Here is a 22,255-nt window from a genome sequence, read left to right as displayed (position 1 = left end):
ACCAAGATAAAATAAGATTAGTTAATTAATCTTATTTAGAATTTATGCTGGAAATTTCAGAACCAGATATTTTGTCCCGACTGCGGTTTGATAATCCTTGGTGGGAACAAGGTAAAGAAGGGAAAATAACTTACGAAAATACACCTCGACGTAAGTACTTCGAGACCTTTTACGAAAATATTTTGGATTCAAATGTTCGCCGAGCGATCGTTTTAATGGGACCAAGGCGCGTCGGTAAAACTGTTATGGTTTATCACACCATTCGCGCACTCTTAGACTCTGGTGTAGAAGCAACAAATATTTTATACATTTCCCTTGAAACTCCAATCTACACAGGATTACATCTAGAACAGATACTCAATTATTTTCAGAAACTTTTTGAACATAAACGCAATGCCAAACTATTTGTCTTTTTTGATGAAATTCAGTATTTGCGTAATTGGGAAGTACATCTCAAATCTCTAGTTGATTCATACGCGGACTATCGCTTTATTGCCACAGGTTCTGCTGCGGCAGCATTAAGACTAAAGAGCAATGAGTCTGGCGCTGGTCGCTTTAGCGATTATGTTCTGCCGCCATTAACTTTCGCTGAGTACTTAATGTTTACTGGGCGAGAATCTGAACTTATAAAGTTAACGCCAATTGAAGATTTTGATTTGGAGAAAAATGAATACTCTGTTACAGATATCAAAGCACTCAATGAAGAGTTTATAAATTACTTAAACTTTGGTGGATATCCAGAGGCAGTCTTTTCAGAAACCATCAGACAAGATCCTAGACAATACATCAAAAGTGACATTATCGATAAGGTATTACTCCGAGATCTTCCAAGTCTTTACGGTATTAACGACATTCAAGAATTAAATAGACTATTTACGACCCTAGCTTACAACTCTGGGAATGAGGTGAGCTTGGATGGATTATCTAAATCCTCTGGTGTTGCTAAAAATACGATCAAGCGTTATCTCGAATATCTTGAGGCTGCGTTCCTAATTCGACGTGTTGAGCGAATAGATAACAATGCAAAGAGATTTAAAAGAGCGATGTGTTTCAAGGTTTACTTAACCAATCCATCCATGAGAGCTGCATTATTTGGACAGATTGATGAAAGTTCCGAATCTATAGGAGCGATGACGGAAACTGCAATTTTTAGTCAATGGCAGCACAGCAAAATTACTGAACTTTATTATGCAAGATGGAAGTCGGGAGAGGTTGATATTGTACATTTAGATAAGGTTAATCAATTACCCTCTTGGATTGTTGAAGTGAAGTGGAGCGATCGCCCTTATAGGACACTTGCAGAACTAGATAATTGTGTTGAATTTGTGAATAAGCATCCCAATATATCTCAACCAATTTTGATAACTAGCCAAACTATCTCAGATAAAGACATTCAGTATAAAGGGGTAGAGTTTGAATTTTGCCCATCTAGTCTCTACGCTTATATTCTGGGAGCAAATTTATTGAAGTATATTGACAATAAGCTGGTTAGGCGGAGAGTTTCAGAAAAAATTTCATGAAAATGCTATGTTTGCCAAAAGCGATCGCCTAATCTTTGTAAGGATCATCATCATCAATTTCAAATACAGGAGCAACTTTAACTTGATGTCCATTTTTGCGGGTTTGTATCTTTTGTAAATTAGATTTCAGCCATGCCAATATATCCTCAGGTTTTTGCTGCTCCAATTGGTTGATCTTTGCCATTACGGTTTCTTGATCAAAATCGGCGATCGCATCTTTAATTTTGACGGCTGATAAATTTCGATCCAGTTGTCGGAGTCGCCATACCATCGCCTCAGCAAAGGGCATATCTGTTTGAGGTTGATATAAGTTTCTCCCATCTTGCCCACGCATCACTGGTGGACGGGGAAATTTCAAAAATACTGGCTGGGTAAAATGGGGATGTCTAACCATCAGTTCCCCTTTGGGTAATGTTGCTAATTTGGTTTTAACCGCACTAGAAAGGGTGCCATAGCCGGGAGTAGCTAATTCATCCATATCCATGCGTCCATACAAGCCTGTGCCACAGTTACCAACTATGCGTTTATGGACTTGCGATCGAAACTGCTGTGCGGAAAATAGAACTTCGCCTAAGTATCGCCCCCGTTCGGAAATATCTAGTAAAGTGCGCTTGAGATAACTATCTTGCCCATCGGAAGAAGCATATTTATTTAACTCATCCACAAAGATCACCACTCGTTCTACGCCTAAATTATTTTGTTCTAAGGATTCACGAATTTTACTGACGGTGCGGGTAAATACTAAATCCTGGGCAGTTTGCTCCAAATTTGCCACATCAATTACATACACATGATTCTTTTTAAATTCTCCCCAAGGTAAATCACTGACATTATCACCATTACCGACTAGTCCTTTGCAACGATTGGTAATATTCATTAACCGATTGCGAACTTTATAGATTGTGGCAATGTGATGACTATGCCATTCCTTTTTGTTCTCTGCTTCCATCTCTTCAATTACGGTACGGAACCATTCCTCTAGGCGTTGAAAGTTCGTAACTTTAATCCCCAAAGTATAGTTAGGGTCTTTGGTGCGAATCACCTTCTCTTCAATTAAAGCTAATACTGCATCAGCTTTGGCATCCACATCATCTCGATTCAGTAAAACCTCTGCATATTCAAAAATCTCTCTCAAGCCCCACTGTAAAACTGAAACATTATGCATTAAGTCTGGATGAGTGCGTAACGTGTTGAGATTATAGCCATCGGGCTTATAGGGAGCGTAATATTGGACATTGGCAAAGGGTGTAGCAGGGATGCCTAATTTGTCATAAATTGCCAACTCTTCATCGGTCAGTTTTCCTGAATCCGTAGGTGGTAAGTCTAAATATAATAAATCTGGTCCTTTGACATTAAAAAATACCGCCGCTACACTCTTACTCGGATCATTGGGATAGTAGTGAGCAAAAATACTTTTTAATAAGAACTCAACTAAAGATGTCTTTGTGGCTAACCCCGAAACCCCAGTAATATTGAGGTGCGCTGCTTCAGGACCCAGTAAAAAGTCAGCATCTAAATATACAGGAGAATTCATGCCTCCCTTAACATATACACCTACGGGAATCCCTCGCTTTTTATAGTACTCATCCATACGGAGAGACATGATTACGGATTCATCATCTGCCAGATAAACTGAACCAATGGGAACTGGTTGCAAGGGTTCCTCTGGTTCCATTCGCAACACCGCAGCTTTATATGCCCGAATTTCTGGTCTAATCGTGGGGGCATCATCCGCTAATTGAGGACTTTGATCGGCTCCAATGTAATCATGTAAAGCAGAGGCTAAGTCGGTATATCCATGCGCTTCGACTACAATACCGTAGGTATCCCATTCCGTAGCATTCACATTGCCAAAATTCCGTCGAGATGGTTGTGGAACCGAAACCTTAACGATAGTACCAATCCCCACAGGTGAGTTTAATTCTGTCCAAAAGTTAAAGGTGTCTGGGGTGTTAGGGCTACTTTCTGTAGCAAAGACTCGACCAATTAGCTGTGACATATAGAGTCTATTTGACATCTGTGGGATAAAAGCAGCTTAGCAGATAAAGAACTGCAATAATATCTATAATTACCGATGCTAAAAGAGGCGACGTATTATGAGTATCTGGGTCAGAGGCGGTAGTCGCAGTGGAAAAAGTGCTTATTTAGTAGAACAGGTTTGTCAATTAATAGAATCCAAGCAACTGAATTCAGAATCAAACCATGAATTAATCACAACATCAATCCTTATTTTTGCCATAGATGCTGATAATCGTAGACAACTGAGCGATCGCCTCGCCCAAGCCACCACAGGTAAATCATTTACAAACGTTACGCCCCTGAGTTTTTTTCGGAATGAAGTTACTCTGTTTTTTCCATTATTAATCAAAAAGTTAAACTTAAAATCCCAATTTCCGATTTTACTGCGGGTGGAAAATGAACAGGAATTGGCAGCTAAACTCTGGGCAGATCAGCTAAACGGCAAACTGAAAATGACGGGAACTAATGATATACGGTTGGTACGCAGAATACTTGACCTATATCTACTAGCCGCATACAGTGGTACTCCCTTAGCCCAAATACCACAACTACTTCAAGATGGCATAGAACTAACTGATCAGTCTCCTGCTCTGTGGCAAGAAATGGCGATCGCCCTAGAATCATGGCGAGATTTTTGCTGGGAGAAGGGATTACTTACCTATGGGATCATTACGGAATTATTTGGTAGATATTTATTGCCCGATCCCCAATATCAAGCCAGCCTCAAGACTAGATATAAATATTTGTTCATGGATGATGTGGATGAATATCCGGCGATCGCCTGCGATTTAAGTCTAGTGATGCTCAATCAAGGTACAACTGGCATATTTACTTATAATCCCTACGGCTCAGCCCGCTTAGGTTTAGGCGCAGACCCCGGTTATTGGCAATCACAAATAGAGGAAAAATGTGAATTAGTATCTCTACAGAATTTTAATCCCTTTGCTGAAACTGCGCTGCCGTCCTTGCTCAATCTCACCTTAACTCCCGATCCATTCTACAATCCTCAGCCCATTGCAGGGTTTTTTAGCCTAGAAACTCGTTCACGGGGTAGCTTATTACGAACTACTGCCGAAGTAATTATCACAGCGATCGCCGCATCAGAAATTCAACCCCAAGATATTGCCATCATTGCTCCGGGCTTGGACAACATTGCCAACTATGCCCTACGGGAGATTTTGACTAAAAATAATATCCCCATTATCTGCCTCAGCGATCAACATCCCCTTGCTAACTCTGCCCTAGTGCGATCGCTTTTAACTTTAATGACTTTGATCTATCCCCAGCTTGGAAGTTTAGTTAGTCGAGATCAAGTGGCAGAGATGCTAACAAACCTACAACCTACCATTGACCCCGTGCGAGCGGGGATGCTGAGCGATCGCTGTTTTATTCCTGATATATCCAATCCCAAACTATTACCTAGCTGTGACTACACTGAAATTTATCGCCTAGGTTATGAAGCAAGTAGTGGCTATGAGCAAATTCGCCAATGGATTGCCGACCAATCTGCAACGGTTTCACCCCTATTATTACTAGATCGAGCCATCCAAAAATTTTTAGTACCACAAAAATCTAGCTATGAACAATTAGCTAATCTGCAAGCACTTTTAGAAACAGCCCAGTACTATTGGCAAATTGGTTATCGCCTAGGGTGGCAAGAGCGACAAATTTTAATCGGATTTATTGATCTAATTCGATCTGGCATAGTGACAGCTAACCCTCAAATTCCCAGTAGTCAACAGGATCAAAGCGTCACTCTGGCAACTATTTATCAATATCGCATGGCACATACCCAGCACCGTTGGCAATTTTGGTTAGATACAGGTTCGCCTCTATGGTCACAGGGTGGGAGTGCCGCTTTATTTGGCGCACCAGTATTTCTAAAATCATGGCAAGGGGAAACTATCAATGCTGACTATGAAAATATGATGAACAGACAAAGACTAGAGCGGCTGCTACAAGACATCAGCTACCGTACTGAACAAAGAATATATCTGTGCTATAGCGAGCTAAATACGGCTGGACAAGAGCAAATGGGTGAGCTACTTACCCTCAAAGAAATTGCCAGTCTGGCATAGGGATCGCTAAAATCCTTGATTAGAGAGGATTTATAAAAACTACAACTATAAAATCACGGAGATGGCGTAAATTATGAGCATTGGTAATTACGCTTACATTACTTCAGATTACTTTAATGTTAAGTTTAGTCATGCAAATTTACGCAGGCTTTGACTAAAAGACAGATATACCTCTTCCTTTATTAATTATCAATAAATTATTAAAGCTGTAGTCCAGTCATGTCCAATTATCGAAGCTACTTAGATTTGTCACTATAATTTTTTGTAACTATGAAATCTCAAAACTTTGGGAACTTTAATAATATAAATTTTCGTCAGTTTTTATATCCTCTAGGCAAAGCCATGTCACAGATACTCGATTCAGTCCCAGAAAATCATGATCAAAAACTAGTCTGTTGTTATGTGAATGCGACCAGCAAAATTCAAGTAGCAAGGATTACAAATATCGACAACTGGTACTTTGAAAAAGTGGTCTTTCCGGGTCAGCAATTAATATTTGAGACAGTTATTGATGCCCAACTAGAAATTCATACGGGCATGATGGCAAGCTCAATTTTGTCAGACGTGATCCCCTGCATTCAATTACAAGTGCAAGACGAATCGCAATTACCCCCTAGTTGGCTCCCCAGAGTACCTCGACCTGCGGCGGAAAATCAGCCAGTTATACCTAGTGCGTAGGCATGATTTTTATGGTTAAGTTTGGGGATCAAAGCAATAATAGAAGTAAGACATTAGATATCGTAATCTTTGTTTAATTTTGCATGAAAACCAGCTTTAAATTTGCGATCGCTTCCGATCTCCATATTGCTCTGCCCCAAACAATTTGGCATCATCCTTCACGTTTTCACTTGGTTGAATATAGTATTCCTGCCTTTGAGGTGGTCTTAGAGCAAATTGCTAAGCTAGATATTGATTTTTTATTACTACCCGGTGATCTGACTCAGCATGGCGAACCAGAAAATCATGCTTGGTTAGTACAGAGGTTATCAAAGCTCCCTTATCCTGTGTATGTAATTCCGGGTAACCATGATGTACCTAGACCTGAAACCATGGGTGAGTTTGCTCCTATGTATCAGGCTTTCGGCTACACAGACAAATCACAACTTTACTATACCAAGCAGATTTTACCCAAGGTGTGGCTAATTGGGCTGAATTCCAATAATTTTAATTCCTATGGGGATCAAGTTGGCGAGATTGATCCAGAGCAGATCAACTGGCTAGAAGCAACTTTAGAGAATATTCCTAGCGATGAATTAATTTTAGTTACGGTGCATCATAATGTGGTGGAGCATTTACCCCAACAAAAAACTAATCCCCTAGGCAGACGCTATATGCTTAGTAATGCCGATCGCCTGTGTGAATTGCTGCATAAATTTGGGGTGAAGTTAGTATTTACGGGACATTTACATGTACAAGATATTGCTAAAAGCGATCGCTATGATCTCTACGACATTACTACAGGCTCACTCGTCAGCTACCCCCATCCCTATCGAGTCTTAACCTACACCGATGGTAGTTTGCAGGTGGAATCCTACGTTGTTAAATCCATACCTGAATGCCAAGACTTACAGCAGTTTTCACGGGAATGGATGGGCGATCGGGCTGTTCCTTTTGTAATGCGTCTGCTTACCGATCCACCTCTTTGTAATGATTCCATTGCTGCTCTGGAAATGGCGAAGGATTTACGTTACTTTTGGGCTGATATAGCAGGTGGTGATGCCGACTTTAGGTTTCCCCAATTTGCCTTAAAATCTCGGAATTACTTTGAAGCTTTTAGCGATCGCCCACCCGCCGATAATAATACAGTTTTGGAACTTAGGTAATGCTCTGTGCTTAACCGAACGGACAAGATATTATGCTACTGCAGAAAAAAGATGAATCAAATAAAATCTAGAGAACAAAAAGGTTATGAAGATAGTGAATTAGCAATCACACAGAATATCGTAACATAGAGTATTTTGTGGAAAAGGTGAACCCAATCAAACGATCCGAGTTGATCATGCTTTGCCTGTATGTCTATCTGAAAATATTGAAGTGTTCAGCTAGGTAAAAACTAAAGTACGGTAAACCATACCAAAGTTAGGGCGTACCCCTGATGTGCTTTTCCGAAAAAGTCGCTAATCTTATTAAAAATCATAAAGTTACATTTCAGGAGTTGGAAGCCTTATGGCAAAAGTAGTTGGAATTGACTTGGGTACGACAAACTCAGTTGTTGCCGTGATGGAAGGCGGCAAGCCTACGGTAATTGCAAACGCCGAGGGCTTCCGTACCACCCCTTCTGTAGTTGCCTACGCTAAAAATGGCGATCGCCTTGTGGGGCAAATTGCCAAGCGTCAAGCAGTAATGAACACAGATAACACTTTCTATTCTGTAAAAAGATTTATCGGCAGAAAGTATGACGAAATCACTGGAGAATCCACCCAAGTTGCCTATAAAGTTCTAAATCAAGGTGGCAGCGTTAAGATTGATGCTCCTGCAGCAGGAAAGCAGTTTGCCCCTGAAGAAATCTCTGCTCAAGTATTGCGTAAACTGATTGATGATGCCAGTAAATATTTAGGTGAACAAGTTACTCAAGCTGTTGTAACTGTCCCTGCTTATTTCAATGACTCTCAACGTCAAGCCACCAAAGATGCGGGTAAAATTGCTGGGGTTGAAGTTCTACGGATTATCAACGAACCTACTGCTGCTGCTCTAGCATACGGATTAGATAGCAAAGCAAATGAAACTATCTTAGTATTTGACCTTGGTGGTGGTACCTTTGACGTTTCCGTTTTAGAAGTTGGTGACGGCGTATTTGAAGTAATGTCCACCAGTGGTGATACCCACTTAGGTGGTGACGACTTTGATAAGAAGATTGTAGATTGGTTAGCTAATCAGTTCCAAGCAAGTGAAGGTATTGATTTACGTAAAGATAAGCAGGCTCTGCAGCGCTTAACCGAAGCTGCGGAAAAAGCAAAAATTGAGCTATCCAGTGTTAGCCAAACTGAAATCAACTTACCCTTCATCACGGCTACCCAAGATGGACCTAAGCACTTAGATGTAGGTCTAACCCGTGCTAAGTTTGAAGAACTCTGCTCTGATTTAATTGATCGCTGCCGTATTCCAGTGGAAAATGCCCTACGGGATGCCAAGATTGATAAATCTAAGCTAGATGAAGTAGTTTTGGTTGGTGGTTCCACTCGGATTCCTGCTGTCCAAGAACTAGTGAAGAAAGTAATTGGTAAAGAGCCGAACCAAGGTGTAAACCCTGATGAAGTTGTGGCTGTAGGTGCTGCGATTCAAGCAGGTGTTCTAGCTGGAGAAGTTAAAGATATTCTCTTACTTGATGTTACACCTCTGTCCTTGGGTGTCGAAACCCTTGGGGGTGTGATGACCAAGATTATTCCACGGAATACCACTATTCCTACTAAGAAATCGGAAACCTTCTCTACTGCTGTAGATGGACAAAGCAATGTGGAAATCCACGTGCTGCAAGGTGAAAGAGAAATGGCAACTGACAACAAGAGTTTAGGAACCTTCCGTTTAGATGGTATTCCTGCTGCTCCCCGTGGTGTACCACAAATTGAAGTTACCTTCGATATTGATGCTAACGGTATTCTTGCTGTAAAGGCTAAGGACAAAGGTACAGGTAAAGAACAATCGATCACCATTACTGGAGCTTCGACCTTGCCCGATAGCGAAGTTGAACGCATGGTCAAAGAAGCAGAGCGTAATTCTACCGAAGATAAGCTCAAGCGGGAAAAAGTTGAGGCTAAGAACCAAGCTGATTCCCTTGCTTACCAAGCTGAGAAGCAAATTGCTGACTTGGGTGACAAAGTGCCTGCCGGCGACAAAACTAAAATTGAAGGCTTAATTAAGGACTTGAAGGCTGCTATTACCAGTGAAAATCATGATCAAATCAAGACCTTAACTGAAGAACTGAAGCAAGCTCTCTATGCCCTAAGTACTTCTGTGTATCAGCAAGGTGCCAGTGCTCCAACCGATGGAGGCGATGATACTACTAAGGATGCAGCCAGTGGTGATGACTCAGTAATTGATGCTGATTTCACTGAGTCTAAATAGAAATAATTAAGATAGAATCAGCCTGCTTCCGTAATGGAGGTGGGCTTTTTTATATAAATTAGGCTCTATAGCGTTTGCAATCACTGAACGCAATCGACCACATTGAGACATTTTGGGGCATTGCAGTTGTGAAGTTGCGCTACCAACTTATGATAAGCGGCAATTCAGGGCGAAAATCTACTTGATGCCCCTGCACTTCCCCATCAAAACCAAGCTCTACATAATACTCTGCTTCTAATCTTAACCTGACCTGATTGGTGTCGATCACTGCTTGAAGTTCTGATGATGGACTATCTGCTGTAGGACTGACCAACTCTATACGAGTTATTTCGCACAAATCAACATAATGTTCTAGCGGCTGTGCTTTTTCAGGCGAGTATTGATCTGGACGTTTACCAAATGGAATCTGGAATAGCATCGGCTCGGTTAGCACATCGCTATTTGTACCTATTGCAATACTTAATGTTTCAGGTAAATAAGGGGGACGATATGCCCAACTGGAAAATGCAACGGTGTCACTATCACTTATCCCTGAGCGCAAACAAAATCCAAATGGACATGTGCTACTATCCTTTCGATTTGTCCATCGCTCCCAAAGACGAGTAGGACGAATTGACTCTGATTTTGCCTCTTCCATATCGTGAACCCACAATAATTCCAACATTGCGTTGCGGAAGAAGAAACGGCGATTGGCTGTGCCTTGCCCAGAGTGTGTATTAGATGTTCCCTCCACTAAACCAAATGATACTAAACAATCAGCTTCGTAGGCACCAATATCAGTACAGATAAAGAGATGGTCAAATTCAAATGACATAGTTCCAAAGCTACTTCTAGGATAAGCTTACTTAGCTTTTCAAGTTTAATGAGTCTAATCAACAAACTCCAAGTGCCGTCAACACTGATAACTCAAGCTGACTAACATGCTAACTTAGTAAGCTGGTTTTGGGAATTATAAGCTTGATAAAAACCTACTTAAAGCGATCGCCGAATCAGTCTATTAGTTTTATAATTCACAATAACCGAGAGTAGCTTCAGAGCAGAAGGCTTTGTAATAATCTACCTAAAATTTAGAGTTATAAAGTGAGTGAAGATAAGTTATGGATGCAGGAATGCCTGAAACTGGCAGCCCAAGCACAGGGAATGACAGCACCCAATCCCATGGTCGGATCGGTAATTATCAAAGATGGTAGGCTAATTGGAGCGGGATTTCATCCTCAGGCGGGACAACCCCATGCGGAAGTTTTTGCGATCGCCGATGCCCAAGCGCAATCAGAATCAACTCAAGGGGCAACGCTATATGTAAACTTGGAACCTTGTAATCATTTTGGACGCACACCTCCCTGTACGGAGGCAATTATCAAAGCGGGAATTAGACGTGTAGTTATAGGAATGATTGATCCAGATGGGCGAGTTTCGGGGAAAGGCTGCGATCGCTTAATTCAGGCAGGAATTGAAGTTACAGTAGGAATTGCAGAGGAAGATTGTCTAAAACTAAATGAAGGATTTATCCATCGAGTTAAAACTAACCTACCCTTTGGCATTCTTAAATATGCAATGACCCTAGATGGAAAAATTGCTACCCACACAGGGCATAGTTACTGGATTACTGGATCGCCTGCCCGCCAGCAAGTGCATTTACTTCGTTCTAATTGTGATGCCGTAATTACGGGGGGAAATACGGTCAGGATCGATAATCCCCATCTGACAACTCATAACTTAACTAAACATTCTCCTTTGAGGGTGGTGATGTCGAGAACTTTGAACTTACCCCAATCAGCTAATCTATGGGATATGAATGATCATGAGAAGACCTTAGTATTTACCGAAAGTGGCAATGTGAATAGTGAAATGGTTAAGTATCTGACCGATCGCCAAGTTGAAGTGATGGCATTAGAAAAACTCTCGCCTAAGGCTGTGATGGTAGAACTAGGAAAAAGAGGTTGTAATAGTGTTTTGTGGGAATGTGGCGGAAATTTAGCTGCTAGTGCGATCGCTGATGGAGTAGTGCAGAAGGTTTATGCTTTTATTGCTCCTAAAATTATTGGTGGTGGTTTGGAAGCGATCGCTAATTTTGGTAATAGTCAAATGACTCAGGCTTTGGCTTTAACTAATACTCAAATTACTACTATTGGTGAGGATTATCTGATTACAGGCTACTTATCTTCTAAGTTCTAGTGGTAAAGTTTAGACATTGCTGGAGTATAGCAGAGCGTTCAAATATCTCTTCATTGGCAACAAGGTGATGGGCATAGAGTAAAGCTGCATATATGTCACCTATTTCTAGTTCTGGATAATCTTCCAAAATTTCTTGTATGCTGGCTCCCTTGGCTAGTAACTCTAAAATCATTGCTACTGAAATTCTCAAACCTCGAATGATAGGTTTACCGCAGAGAATCCCTTTATTAAAAGTAATCCTTGAAAGCAGGTTTTCCATATTAAAGTTATCTCACCGATACTACTTTGCAATTTAACACAGATGACATAAAACAATTGGTAATTTCTGAATTTAGTTGATTGGACTACTAAAGGCGATCGCAACCTTATACCTAACAATAACCAGATACTTTTTTACAGCAGAATTTAGATTGATAAGTTATTGAAAGGTTTACATAATTGTTAGGATTTGGTTGGAGGAAAAGTTAAAATTATCTACAATCATTCCCTAATCTCTGGTCTGTATCTGGGGCTTAAGTCGTGTTCATTTCCACTACATAAAAGTAAATATTGACAGCTTTAATACTTTAATAAATTGGTTCTAAGCAAGATTAAGAATAGGGGATACTATTATTTATCTATAATCAGTTCGTAAATGTAATGGGTTTTCGATTGGGTTTTATTCAGAATTTTCTCAGGAAACAATCAGGTGGATTGATGGTTCCGAGAATTCCTATGAATTTAGTCCTGACATTACCCTTTGTGGTGCAAGTGGTGGGAGTTACGGGTTTAGTTGGTTACCTGTCCTATCAGAGTGGGCAGCAGGCGGTAGAAAATCTAGCAAATCAGTTATTAAAACAAACTTCAGCAAGGGTAAGCGATCGCCTTGGTAGTTACTTGCAAGTATCTCAACAGGTGGTAGCGGCAAATGATCTATCGGTTAAGCAGGGAGTACTTAATATCAATGATCCCGAACAACTACGCCGTCAACTTTGGCTACAAATTCGCTCAAATCCCTTAATTCCCACAATTAGTTATTGGAACGATCAGGGTAATGCCATAGGTTACATTCGGATTGCCACCGCAACAGAAAGTACAGCTGCCAGCCAAGTTAGTGGTGAAACCATCCCCATCGGCACGATCGCTTTGATGGAGTTTAGGGCTAATCAACATCGCTATTATTTAACAGACTCTCAGGGCAAGCCACGGAAGCTAATTTATAAACTGCAAAATGACTATCGGGAGCTTGATTGGTATCGCCTGGCAAAAACTAATAGAACCCAACATTGGTCTCCTGTATTTAGGTCACAGGATTCTATGCTCTTCCTCAAACTGGCGATCGCCCCTGTTATAGATAAAGCAGGCAAATTTCAGGGTTTATTCACTGCTAACTATTCGCTGCTGCAAATTGGGGAATTTCTGGATCAGCTAGATTTATCAGTTAATGGACAGGTTTTTATTATTGAGCGATCGGGTGATCTAGTTGCTACATCTGTACTTGACGAAGCATCAGGTAAGACTTTGATCAATGACCAAACCAATGGCAAATCATTAAGACCAAATGTTTTAAATAGCCAAGATCAAGTTACAAGGGCAGTAGTTCAACAACTGATTCAGCAATTAGGTAATTTTGACAAAATTAAGAAATCCCACCAACTAAGCTTAACTGTGGTAGGGCAGAAGCAATTTGTGCAGATTACACCCTATCAAGACGAGTATGGTTTAGATTGGCATGTAGTCACCGTGATTCCAGAATCTGACTTTACGGCGGAAATTCAAGACAATATAAGGCGTACAGTATTTTTATGTGGTTTTGCCGTTTTAGTTTCCATTGGCATTAGTATTTGGACAGCCCATCGGATTACTCGTCCAATTCTGCGCTTAAGTCGAGCTAGTAAGGCAATGGCTCAGGGAGAATGGCAGGAACAGTTACCCGAAAATCATGCGATCGCCGAACTTCAGACCCTAGCAACATCATTTAATTTGATGGCAAGTCAGGTACAGAAATCTTTTGATCGGGTGGAAGCTGTACTCCAAGAATCACAGGAAAAGTATAAGGTACTCTTTCAAATCTCACCCATTGGCATTTCCATTACCGATTCCCAGGGCAGAATTATTGAGTGCAATAGGCTCTTGGCGCAGTTTTTTGGGGTACCCAATGTCGATGAAGTTGAATTCTTAGAGAATCAAATTAGTGCCAATGCCATCCGTGCCGATGGTTCCCCCATGCCAGTGGCAGAATATGCTCGTATGCAGGCTTTAAGAACCCAAGCTTCTGTCTATGATGTGGAAAAGGGAGTTGTCTGTGCGGATGGGGTGTTGCGGTGGTTTAGCGTCAGTGCTAGTCCTATTCCTGTAGATGGTTGTGGAGTAGTTTCGATCTATTTAGATATTAGCGATCGCAAACAAAATGAAGATAATCTGCGCCGCTACGAACGAATTGCCTCTGCCACTAGTGATTGTATTGCCCTTGTCGATCTTAACTACAACTATCAATTAATTAATCAATCTTATTTAGAATGGCATGATAAACCTATCCATGAAATTATCGGGCATTCTGTAAGCAATTTACTCGGTGCAGAAATATTTGAAACAGTTATTAAATCTCGGTTTGAACGATGTCTTGCAGGGGAAATGCAAAGGTTTGAACATAGGGTTAGTTATACTAAAGCAGGTTTATTGGATGTAGAAGCCACCTATAGCCCTTATATCGAACTAAACGGCTCAATCTCAGGGATTGTAGTTAATGTAAGAGATATTAGCGATCGCAAGCAGTCTGAAATCAAACTCGAAGATACTCGCAACTTTTTGCAAACTATTATCGATCACATCCCCGTAGCTTTATTTGTTAAAAATGGCAATGCCGAGCATTTTGGGGAAATGTTGCTTTGGAATAGTACTAGTGAAAAGATGTTTGGCTTAACCGCAGCAGAGGCGATCGGCAAAACTGTATATAATCATTTTCCTAAGGAACAGGCTGATTTCTTTTATCAAAAAGACCAAGAAGCATTTATTAATGGTATTCCTGAAGATATTTCTGAAGAACCAATTGATAGCTTAAGTTTGGGGCGACGCATTCTGCATACAGTAAAAGTTCCACTATATGATCGCCATCAAAATCCCCAATACCTCCTTTGTTTTTCTGAGGATATTACCGAACGCAAACAAGCAGAAGCTAAACAAAAGGAAATTGAAAATGCTTTAATCGAAAGTGAAAACCGCTATCGGCAGGTTGTGCAAACCCAAGTAGATTTTATTCTGCAGTCTTTGCCAGATACCACAATTACCTTTGCCAACGATTCTATCTGTCGTGCTTTGGATGTACCGATCAATCAATTAATTGGGCAAAAATGGAGTAATTTTGTTGCCCCAGAGGACTTAGAAGAAACATTCCAAAAAATATCTGCCCTCAGTCCCAGTAATCCCAGTTTTACCGCCGAGAACCCCGATCAGCGTGGGGATGGGCAGATCGGCTGGACGCAATGGATTAATCAAGGAGTTTTTGACGCTCAAGGTCAACTTATTGGCATTCAATCGGCTGGAAGAGATATTAGTGATCGCAAACGAGCCGACATTGCCCTCCGAGAAAGTGAGCAAAGATTTCGCCTGCTCTTTGAATCCACGCCCCTAATTGCTGTACAGGGATACAATTGCCACCGCCAAGTTATCTATTGGAATGACGCTAGTGAAAAACTGTATGGATTTAGTAAATCTGAAGCTATTGGTCAGCAGATTGAAGACTTGATGATTCCCCTTGAGATGAGGCAAACAGTAATTGATGCGATCGACAATTGGTACACCGAAGGGCAGCAAATTCCTGCGGGTGAATTGGACTTACTGCACAAAGATGGTTCCATAGTTTCTGTCTATTCTAGTCACATCATGTTGACAAATATTGATGGCGAACCAGAAATGTATTGTGTTGATATTGATCTTAGCGATCGCAAGCGATTAGAACTCGACCTACGATTATCAGAAAGTAAGCTAAATGACATCTTAAATAGTACATCAGCAATAATTACGAGAACGCAGATTAAGAGAGATGGCACATGGGAAATAACCTATGTTTCTAAGGCATGTGAAGCAGTCTCTGGGTATAGTCCCAAGGAATTAATTGATGATCAAGCACTTTGGATCAGTTCGATTTACCCTGAAGATTGGCAAAGTTTGGTAGATCAAATTTACGCAGATATTTTTAATGAGACTGGTGGGACTTATATCTATAGATTTAGACATAAAGACGGAAATCTACGTTGGATTTCGCAAACAAACCATTCTCGCTGGGATACATTCCTGAATGCCTATGTCGTCACGATACTTACCTCAGACATTAGCGATCGCAAACAAGCTGAAGAGGCACTACAAAAAAGTGAAAAAGCTTTAATCGAGGCACAACAGATCGCTCATATTGGTAGTTGGGAGTTTGATGTTGCCACTCAAAAAATTACTTGGTCAAAGGAACTATTTCGGATGTTTGGGCTTGATCCACAGCAATCAGAACCGCCTTTCGAGCAGTATCTCCAACAGATGATTCATCCTGACTATCGATTGGCTTTACAACAAAAAATCGAAGCAGCGATCGCCCACGGCACCCCCTACACCATTGATTACCAAGCAATTCAACCCGATGGTTCAATGCGTTACCATGAAGGACGAGGAGAAGTTGAAATAAACGATCAAGGACAGGTTGTGCGTCTATTTGGTACTGCTTTGGATATTAGCGATCGTAAACAAGCAGAAATCGAACTGGAACAAGCTAAGGAAAAAGCTGAAGCTGCCACCATCGCCAAGAGTGCTTTTCTTGCCAACATGAGTCACGAAATTCGGACACCGATGAACGGCGTAATTGGCATTGCCGATCTGCTTGCCGAACAGGATTTAACCACCGAGCAGCAAGAACTAGTCCAAATCATTAAATATAGTGGTAATGCTTTACTGACAATCATTAACGATATCCTTGACTTCTCAAAAATAGAATCAGGAATGTTAGCCCTAGAATCCCATGAGTTTTCCCTAGGAGATATTTTAGCGTCTGTCTGTAAACTGCTGAGTAGCCAAGCTGCGGATAAACACATTACCCTTGGCTATACGCTTTCATCTATGCCCCAAACCTTTATTGGTGATAGTGCAAGGCTTCGGCAAATCCTACTTAATCTAGTGGGCAATGCCATCAAGTTTACGGAAAGTGGTAACGTCTCCATCACATTTAGCACTAAGTTACTGGATCGGGCATTTAATCAGCATGAAAATCAGTATGAACTCAGCTTTACTGTCAAAGATACAGGCATCGGTATTGATCCTGCCCGGTTACATAAACTCTTTCAACCGTTTACCCAAGCTGATGCTTCTATTAGCCGTAAATATGGTGGCACAGGGCTGGGCTTAGCAATTAGCAAACGTCTAGTGGAATTAATGAAAGGTACGATCTGGGTAGAAAGCCACGGGCATATAGGCGGCAACCCACCCTTAAACTGGCAACCACCAGAAAATACCCAAGGTTCCACTTTCTATTTTACGATCGCCCTAAAATCAAAATCAAATACTACCCAGACTCAAGCCATAGCCCCATCGATAATTGATCGCACTGTCGCCGAGAAATACCCTCTCCGCATTTTATTAGTCGAAGATAACCTCGTTAATCAAAAAGTTGCCAAGTTTGCCCTAAAGAAACTAGGTTATAAAATAGATATTGTGAATAACGGCTTAGAAGCTTTAAACATCCTGCAAGCAGAGGCATATGATCTCATATTTATGGATATCCAAATGCCAGAAATGGATGGATTAACTGCCACCCGCTTAATTCGCCAAAACTTGGTAAATCAGCCTTGGATCGTTGCCATGACCGCCAATGCTATGCCCGAAGATCGCCAAACTTGTTTAGAAGCAGGTATGAATGATTACATTGCTAAACCCTTTAGTATCCAGCAGATCATCCAGATCATTGCGAAATTATGCCAAGGCTGAGGTCTCTGATTTATCAGAGCTTATTTTTTTCTACCTTTGTTACGGCTAAGAGTTGCATCCACCAATTCTAATTCCGTAGGTCGAAAGGAAACTAATTTATCCCAATTCCCACCTTCAAACAGCACTGCCACTCTACCATCACTAACTCTTTGCACCTGTCCTTCAAATCCATAGTAGGTATCAGCAACATTAGAAACACGCACAGCCGAACCGGGGAATATAATTTCGCTCATATATTTTTAGTTTTAGTTTTGGTTTTACTTTTAGTTTTATTTTTGCCTATATTGCTATTCTTAATCCAGAATTTTAGCTTAGCAAATATTGGGTTGAGGTTGCTACTAGATATGCTTTTATCTCATTTTCCGCTTTAGTCTTTCGATTTCCTCATCCATTTCCCACTTTTGAAACTGCGCTTCTAGGGGATCATCAGCACCAGAACTTGGAGGAGGGTTAAGGGTTTCCCAACTAAAGGTGGATTTAGATTCACTACTTCCACTCGCTGGGCGGGATTTAGGTATTTGATCAATTTTTAGTTGTACCTCTTTAATCCGATCTTTAATCTGGGTGCGGAGTTCTAGGGTTTGTGCCAACCTTTGTTTTGTGAGTTCCATTTGTCCCCATACCTGATTGCCTTGCTTTAACAATGAGGCTTCCCGTTCATTTGCGGCATTTGCTAAGTCTTGACGACCAGATTCCTTTGCCTTACTTGCACGTTCATGCCATAGCTTTATATCCTCGGCGATCGCTAAAATTTGATCCTGAAACTGCTTTTCCTTCTTTTCAAAGTCAAGAATAATCCTGAGAATTTCTGCTTCTTGCTGCTTAAGCTGCTCCAACAGCACCTGCAATTCCATCTGTGGATTTTTACGAATATACTCTTCGAGCCGAGTTTCCAAAAACCTTGATATATCTTCAATTAAGCCCATGATTGCTCCTTAAGAATTAGGAATTGACTTATGTCTTTAAAATTGTGGTTAGAATTTTTGACCAACGGTAATCTTTGTATCTTCGCTACCCCGTTTGAGTGTAACCTCCTGCTGCGTAATGCGGGCAAGAGTCCAACCAGAATCCGCAACCACACTACCAAGTTTAAAAGATTGAGTAGAACCATTAACATCAAATATTGCTGAGGAGCGATCGCCCAAATCCAGAACCCCAATTAAGGTATAGCTGCCTGCGGGTTTTTTAGGTGTAGCCACAACTGACGCAACCCTTGAGCCAGGAATAGATGCTGGAGAAGTTGAAGTTACTGAGGATGCAGTCGGAGGATTTGATGGCGGGGCAGGTTGATAAATGGGAATATATATGGGCTTTACTAAAGGCTGTGCCAAGGAATTAGGAGAATTAACAGCAGAAGTATCACTAGTTGGAGAGGCTGAAGTATTTGTCGGTTTGATTTCTAGAAGCGATCGCCGTAATTTTTCTGCTACAGGTGCTGATACGTTATCGGTTTGCGACAATATTGATGTTTGAGGTGATGTTTGGGAACTAGACGTAGTTATTTTAAAGTTTATAAACCCTAATAAAATCGCAAAAATAGCAGAGGTCAAAGCTGAACCAAGCAGGAGGCTATCGATGAAGCTAACTGAGGAGGATGCAGCTACTGGAGTTGACTCTAGGAAAATTGTTGCGGGTGGTTGCGGCGAGCTAATTGATGAACTGAGTTTGGGCTTGGGTTTGGCTGGTCTAGTGATCGTTTCAGGTCTAATTTTTACTATGGACGACTCTAGTTTAGCTTTTGAGGTAGTTGTCTTGGTGCTGGACGGTAGTTTAGTATCAGCGATCGCCAGAGTTTGCTCAACTTCAGAAAATAGTGAATCCATCAACTCCTCAGCCTGTTCATGGAGAGGATTTAAATTTACTTGGTCTATATGACTACCGTCTTGTTGCATGCTCAATTTTGCAGTTAAGTTTTTAGTCAAATTATCAGACTTTAACCAAAGCTTTATATTTGTAGCCAAGATAGCATATTTGGGGTATGACTCAAAGGTAAAAAAGTTGAATTTTTAATTTAATTTGACAATTGCGATACTATTTGTGTATTCTTAGAAAGCTGAAAGTTTTGCCCCTATCGTCTAGAGGCCTAGGACACATCCCTTTCACGGATGCGACGGGGATTCGAATTCCCCTAGGGGTATATTAAAATAACAAAATAGTCTATGACCCGTGATCTTCGATCTTTTCTCGGACTACTAGAGCAACGTGGTCAATTGAGGCGAGTTAAGGCTCTGGTTGATCCAGACTTAGAAATAGCAGAAATTAGCAATCGGCTCTTGCAATCTGGAGGACCAGCTCTAGTATTTGAGAATGTTAAAGGTTCGAGTATCCCTGTGGTGGTTAACTTGCTTGGAACCGTAGAACGGGTTTGCTGGGCAATGGGGATGGAAAAGCAGAATGAACTAGAGGAACTGGGAATAAAGCTCGGTAAGTTACAAAGCCCCAAACCTCCTAAAAAACTATCTCAGGCGATCGACTTCGGCAAAATTTTATTTGATGTGGTCAAGTCCCGTCCGCAAAAGGTCTTATTTGGTAATGCTCCCTGTCAAGAAGTAGTTTTAACAGGCGATCAAGTGGATTTAAATATTCTGCCCTTGATCCGTCCGTGGTGCCATGATGCAGGTAAAGTGATTACCTTGGGCTTAGTAATTACCAAAGACCCAGAAAATGGGATTCCTAATGTTAGTGTTTATCGCTTACAGCAGCAATCTCACAATACGATGACCGTGCATTGGCTCTCGATCCGAGGTGGTGCCAGACATCTCCGCAAGGCAGCCGAAATGGGCAAAAAATTAGAAATTGCGATCGCCCTTGGTGTTGATCCATTATTAATCCTTGCGGCAGCGACCCCAATTCCTGTGGATTTATCAGAGTGGATTTTTGCGGGGCTTTACGGTGGTGAAGGCGTACAACTGGTGAAGTGCAGAACCCTAGACCTAGAAGTACCTGCTCAAGCTGAATTTATTTTAGAAGGGACAATTACCCCCGGTGAAGTACTGCCCGATGGACCCTTTGGTGATCACATGGGCTATTACGGTGGAGTTGAGGATTCACCCTTAGTGAGATTTCAGGCAATTACCCATCGGCAAAACCCGATTTACCTTACTACTTTTAGTGGCAGACCACCCAAGGAAGAAGCAATGATGGCGATCGCTCTGAATCGCATTTACACGCCAATTTTGCGCCAACAGGTCACAGAAATCACGGACTTTTTCTTGCCCATGGAAGCATTGAGTTATAAAGCTGCAATTATTTCCATTAAAAAAGCATATCCCGGTCAAGCGCGGCGGGCAGCCTTGGCATTTTGGAGTGCCTTACCCCAGTTTACCTATACTAAATTCGTGATCGTGGTGGATGAGTCCATAAATATTCGTGATCCAAGACAAGTGGTCTGGGCGATTAGTTCCAAAGTTGATCCAGTGCGAGATGTGTTTATTCTGCCCCAAACTCCCTTTGATTCTTTGGATTTTGCCAGTGAAAAAATCGGACTAGGTGGACGCATGGGCATTGACGCTACGACTAAAATTGCGCCAGAAGCTGATCATGAATGGGGAGCCGCCTTAGAATCTGATCCTGAAATTGCTGCTATGTGCGATCGCCGTTGGGCGGAATATGGATTAGCAGACTTAAATTTAGAAGGTGGTGATCCTAACTTGTTTGGCTATATGATTTCTTAAAAGACTGCCATGAGGGAAAAAATACTAAAGGAATATGAAGAGGGTAAGAGAGACTTTACTGGAATCAATCTTAAAGGTATCAATTTGGATAACGTCTGCCTTAAAAATGTTGACTTCTCAGACTCTAACTTTGAAGGAGCTTCTATCAATAACTCTAATCTAGTTAAAATGAACTTCTATCGTGCAAATCTTAAAGGTATAACTATTAACAATTCAAAGTTAGTAATCTCTGAGCTTAGTTTTGCAAATCTCGAATACAGTAATATTCAGCATTCAATTTTAGTCAAGAATGAAATTTTTTCGGCGATAATCAATTTTGCAGATTTTTCTTACTGCAATTTATCAAAAACAAACTTTCTTGGTTCTCAACTGATAAACGCAAAGTTTTTGTATTCATACTCAGATCATGCAAATTTTGGTGGCTGTAATTTAAGAGATGCAAACATGAGAAACGCAAACTTAAATTACTCATCATTAATAGATACATATATGTCTAAAGTTGATTTAACTGGAGCAAACTGTTCAAACACTGAATTTATTGGTACTAATTTAGTATCAGCCATTTTAGATAATGTGAATTTCTTTCATTCATATATGCTAGATGTAGATTTAAAGAATGCAAGTCTTAAAAATGCAAACCTAAAAGATATTTACAATATTAGCAATTCAGACTGGACTGATGCTGATTTCACAGGTACTGGGTATGAAATTGATGGAGATAATTTAGTTTATCGGGGAGATGAATAGATGTAATGCCATTAGCCAAGCCAGCAAGCAATAAAAA

The 22,255-nt window shown here is 40.9% G+C and carries 14 protein-coding genes, 1 tRNA gene and 1 pseudogene; 10 read left to right on the top strand and 6 right to left on the bottom strand.

What is annotated here, in order from left to right:
- The first annotated feature begins 44 nt into the window (after positions 1-44).
- Positions 45-1,520, top strand: a complete 1,476-nt coding sequence (locus SYN7502_RS05195; RefSeq protein ID WP_015167827.1) for an ATP-binding protein — start codon at positions 45-47, stop codon at positions 1,518-1,520.
- A 28-nt stretch (positions 1,521-1,548) separates the two neighbouring features.
- Here the strand turns inward: SYN7502_RS05195 and SYN7502_RS05190 are convergent, their stop codons facing one another.
- On the bottom strand, positions 1,549-3,519 hold the full coding sequence (locus SYN7502_RS05190; RefSeq protein WP_015167826.1) for an ATP-binding protein: 1,971 nt from the start codon (positions 3,517-3,519) through the stop codon (positions 1,549-1,551).
- Positions 3,520-3,616: 97 nt separating this feature from the next.
- Between SYN7502_RS05190 and SYN7502_RS05185 the strand changes: the two genes are divergently transcribed.
- From SYN7502_RS05185 to dnaK, 4 genes and pseudogenes are all read left to right on the top strand, one after another.
- The gene (locus tag SYN7502_RS05185) at positions 3,617-5,617 is read left to right on the top strand and encodes a hypothetical protein (RefSeq protein WP_015167825.1); all 2,001 of its coding nucleotides are present in this window, start codon (positions 3,617-3,619) and stop codon (positions 5,615-5,617) included.
- A gap of 339 nt (positions 5,618-5,956) precedes the next feature.
- A pseudogene (locus SYN7502_RS05180) lies at positions 5,957-6,295 on the top strand (DUF1830 domain-containing protein); the annotation flags it as partial.
- Positions 6,296-6,378: 83 nt separating this feature from the next.
- Positions 6,379-7,440 carry a metallophosphoesterase family protein gene (locus SYN7502_RS05175; RefSeq protein WP_015167823.1) on the top strand — a complete coding sequence of 354 codons (1,062 nt, stop codon included), beginning with the start codon at positions 6,379-6,381 and terminating at the stop codon, positions 7,438-7,440.
- A gap of 343 nt (positions 7,441-7,783) precedes the next feature.
- Positions 7,784-9,679, top strand: a complete 1,896-nt coding sequence (gene dnaK, locus SYN7502_RS05170; RefSeq protein ID WP_015167822.1) for a molecular chaperone DnaK — start codon at positions 7,784-7,786, stop codon at positions 9,677-9,679.
- Between the two features lie 139 nt (positions 9,680-9,818).
- On the opposite strand, the gene SYN7502_RS05165 is transcribed toward dnaK, so the two are convergent.
- The gene (locus tag SYN7502_RS05165) at positions 9,819-10,412 is read right to left on the bottom strand and encodes a hypothetical protein (RefSeq protein WP_246828969.1); all 594 of its coding nucleotides are present in this window, start codon (positions 10,410-10,412) and stop codon (positions 9,819-9,821) included.
- A gap of 347 nt (positions 10,413-10,759) precedes the next feature.
- Between SYN7502_RS05165 and ribD the strand changes: the two genes are divergently transcribed.
- Positions 10,760-11,854, top strand: coding sequence for a bifunctional diaminohydroxyphosphoribosylaminopyrimidine deaminase/5-amino-6-(5-phosphoribosylamino)uracil reductase RibD (gene ribD, locus SYN7502_RS05160; RefSeq protein ID WP_015167820.1), 1,095 nt, complete (start codon positions 10,760-10,762; stop codon positions 11,852-11,854).
- Here ribD and SYN7502_RS05155 read toward each other — a convergent pair.
- The gene (locus SYN7502_RS05155; protein ID WP_015167819.1) at positions 11,844-12,113 is read right to left on the bottom strand and encodes a DUF433 domain-containing protein; all 270 of its coding nucleotides are present in this window, start codon (positions 12,111-12,113) and stop codon (positions 11,844-11,846) included. The genes ribD and SYN7502_RS05155 overlap by 11 nt on opposite strands.
- 455 nt (positions 12,114-12,568) lie before the next feature.
- On the opposite strand from SYN7502_RS05155, the gene SYN7502_RS18140 reads away from it, so the two are divergent.
- Entirely contained in the window at positions 12,569-17,797 is a 5,229-nt protein-coding gene (locus SYN7502_RS18140) for a PAS domain S-box protein (protein WP_168130312.1), read from the top strand.
- Positions 17,798-17,817: 20 nt separating this feature from the next.
- On the opposite strand, the gene SYN7502_RS05145 is transcribed toward SYN7502_RS18140, so the two are convergent.
- The 3 genes from SYN7502_RS05145 to SYN7502_RS05135 form a co-directional block, all read right to left on the bottom strand.
- A complete protein-coding gene (locus SYN7502_RS05145) occupies positions 17,818-18,021 on the bottom strand; it encodes an NAD(P)H dehydrogenase subunit NdhS (RefSeq protein WP_041429949.1) in 204 nt (67 codons plus the stop codon).
- A 126-nt stretch (positions 18,022-18,147) separates the two neighbouring features.
- Entirely contained in the window at positions 18,148-18,723 is a 576-nt protein-coding gene (locus tag SYN7502_RS05140) for a TIGR04376 family protein (protein ID WP_015167816.1), read from the bottom strand.
- 48 nt (positions 18,724-18,771) lie between these two features.
- A complete protein-coding gene (locus SYN7502_RS05135) occupies positions 18,772-19,689 on the bottom strand; it encodes a hypothetical protein (protein WP_015167815.1) in 918 nt (305 codons plus the stop codon).
- A 172-nt stretch (positions 19,690-19,861) separates the two neighbouring features.
- Here SYN7502_RS05135 and SYN7502_RS05130 point away from each other — a divergent pair.
- From SYN7502_RS05130 to SYN7502_RS05120, 3 genes are all read left to right on the top strand, one after another.
- Positions 19,862-19,934, top strand: a tRNA-Glu gene (locus SYN7502_RS05130).
- A gap of 22 nt (positions 19,935-19,956) precedes the next feature.
- The gene (locus SYN7502_RS05125) at positions 19,957-21,471 is read left to right on the top strand and encodes a UbiD family decarboxylase (RefSeq protein ID WP_015167814.1); all 1,515 of its coding nucleotides are present in this window, start codon (positions 19,957-19,959) and stop codon (positions 21,469-21,471) included.
- Positions 21,472-21,480: 9 nt separating this feature from the next.
- Positions 21,481-22,218, top strand: coding sequence for a pentapeptide repeat-containing protein (locus SYN7502_RS05120; RefSeq protein WP_015167813.1), 738 nt, complete (start codon positions 21,481-21,483; stop codon positions 22,216-22,218).
- Positions 22,219-22,255: the final 37 nt, after the last annotated feature.

It is taken from the genome of Synechococcus sp. PCC 7502 (assembly GCF_000317085.1).
Taxonomy (GTDB): Bacteria; Cyanobacteriota; Cyanobacteriia; order Pseudanabaenales; family Pseudanabaenaceae; genus PCC-7502.
This window is presented reverse-complemented; position numbering and strand designations above follow the sequence as displayed.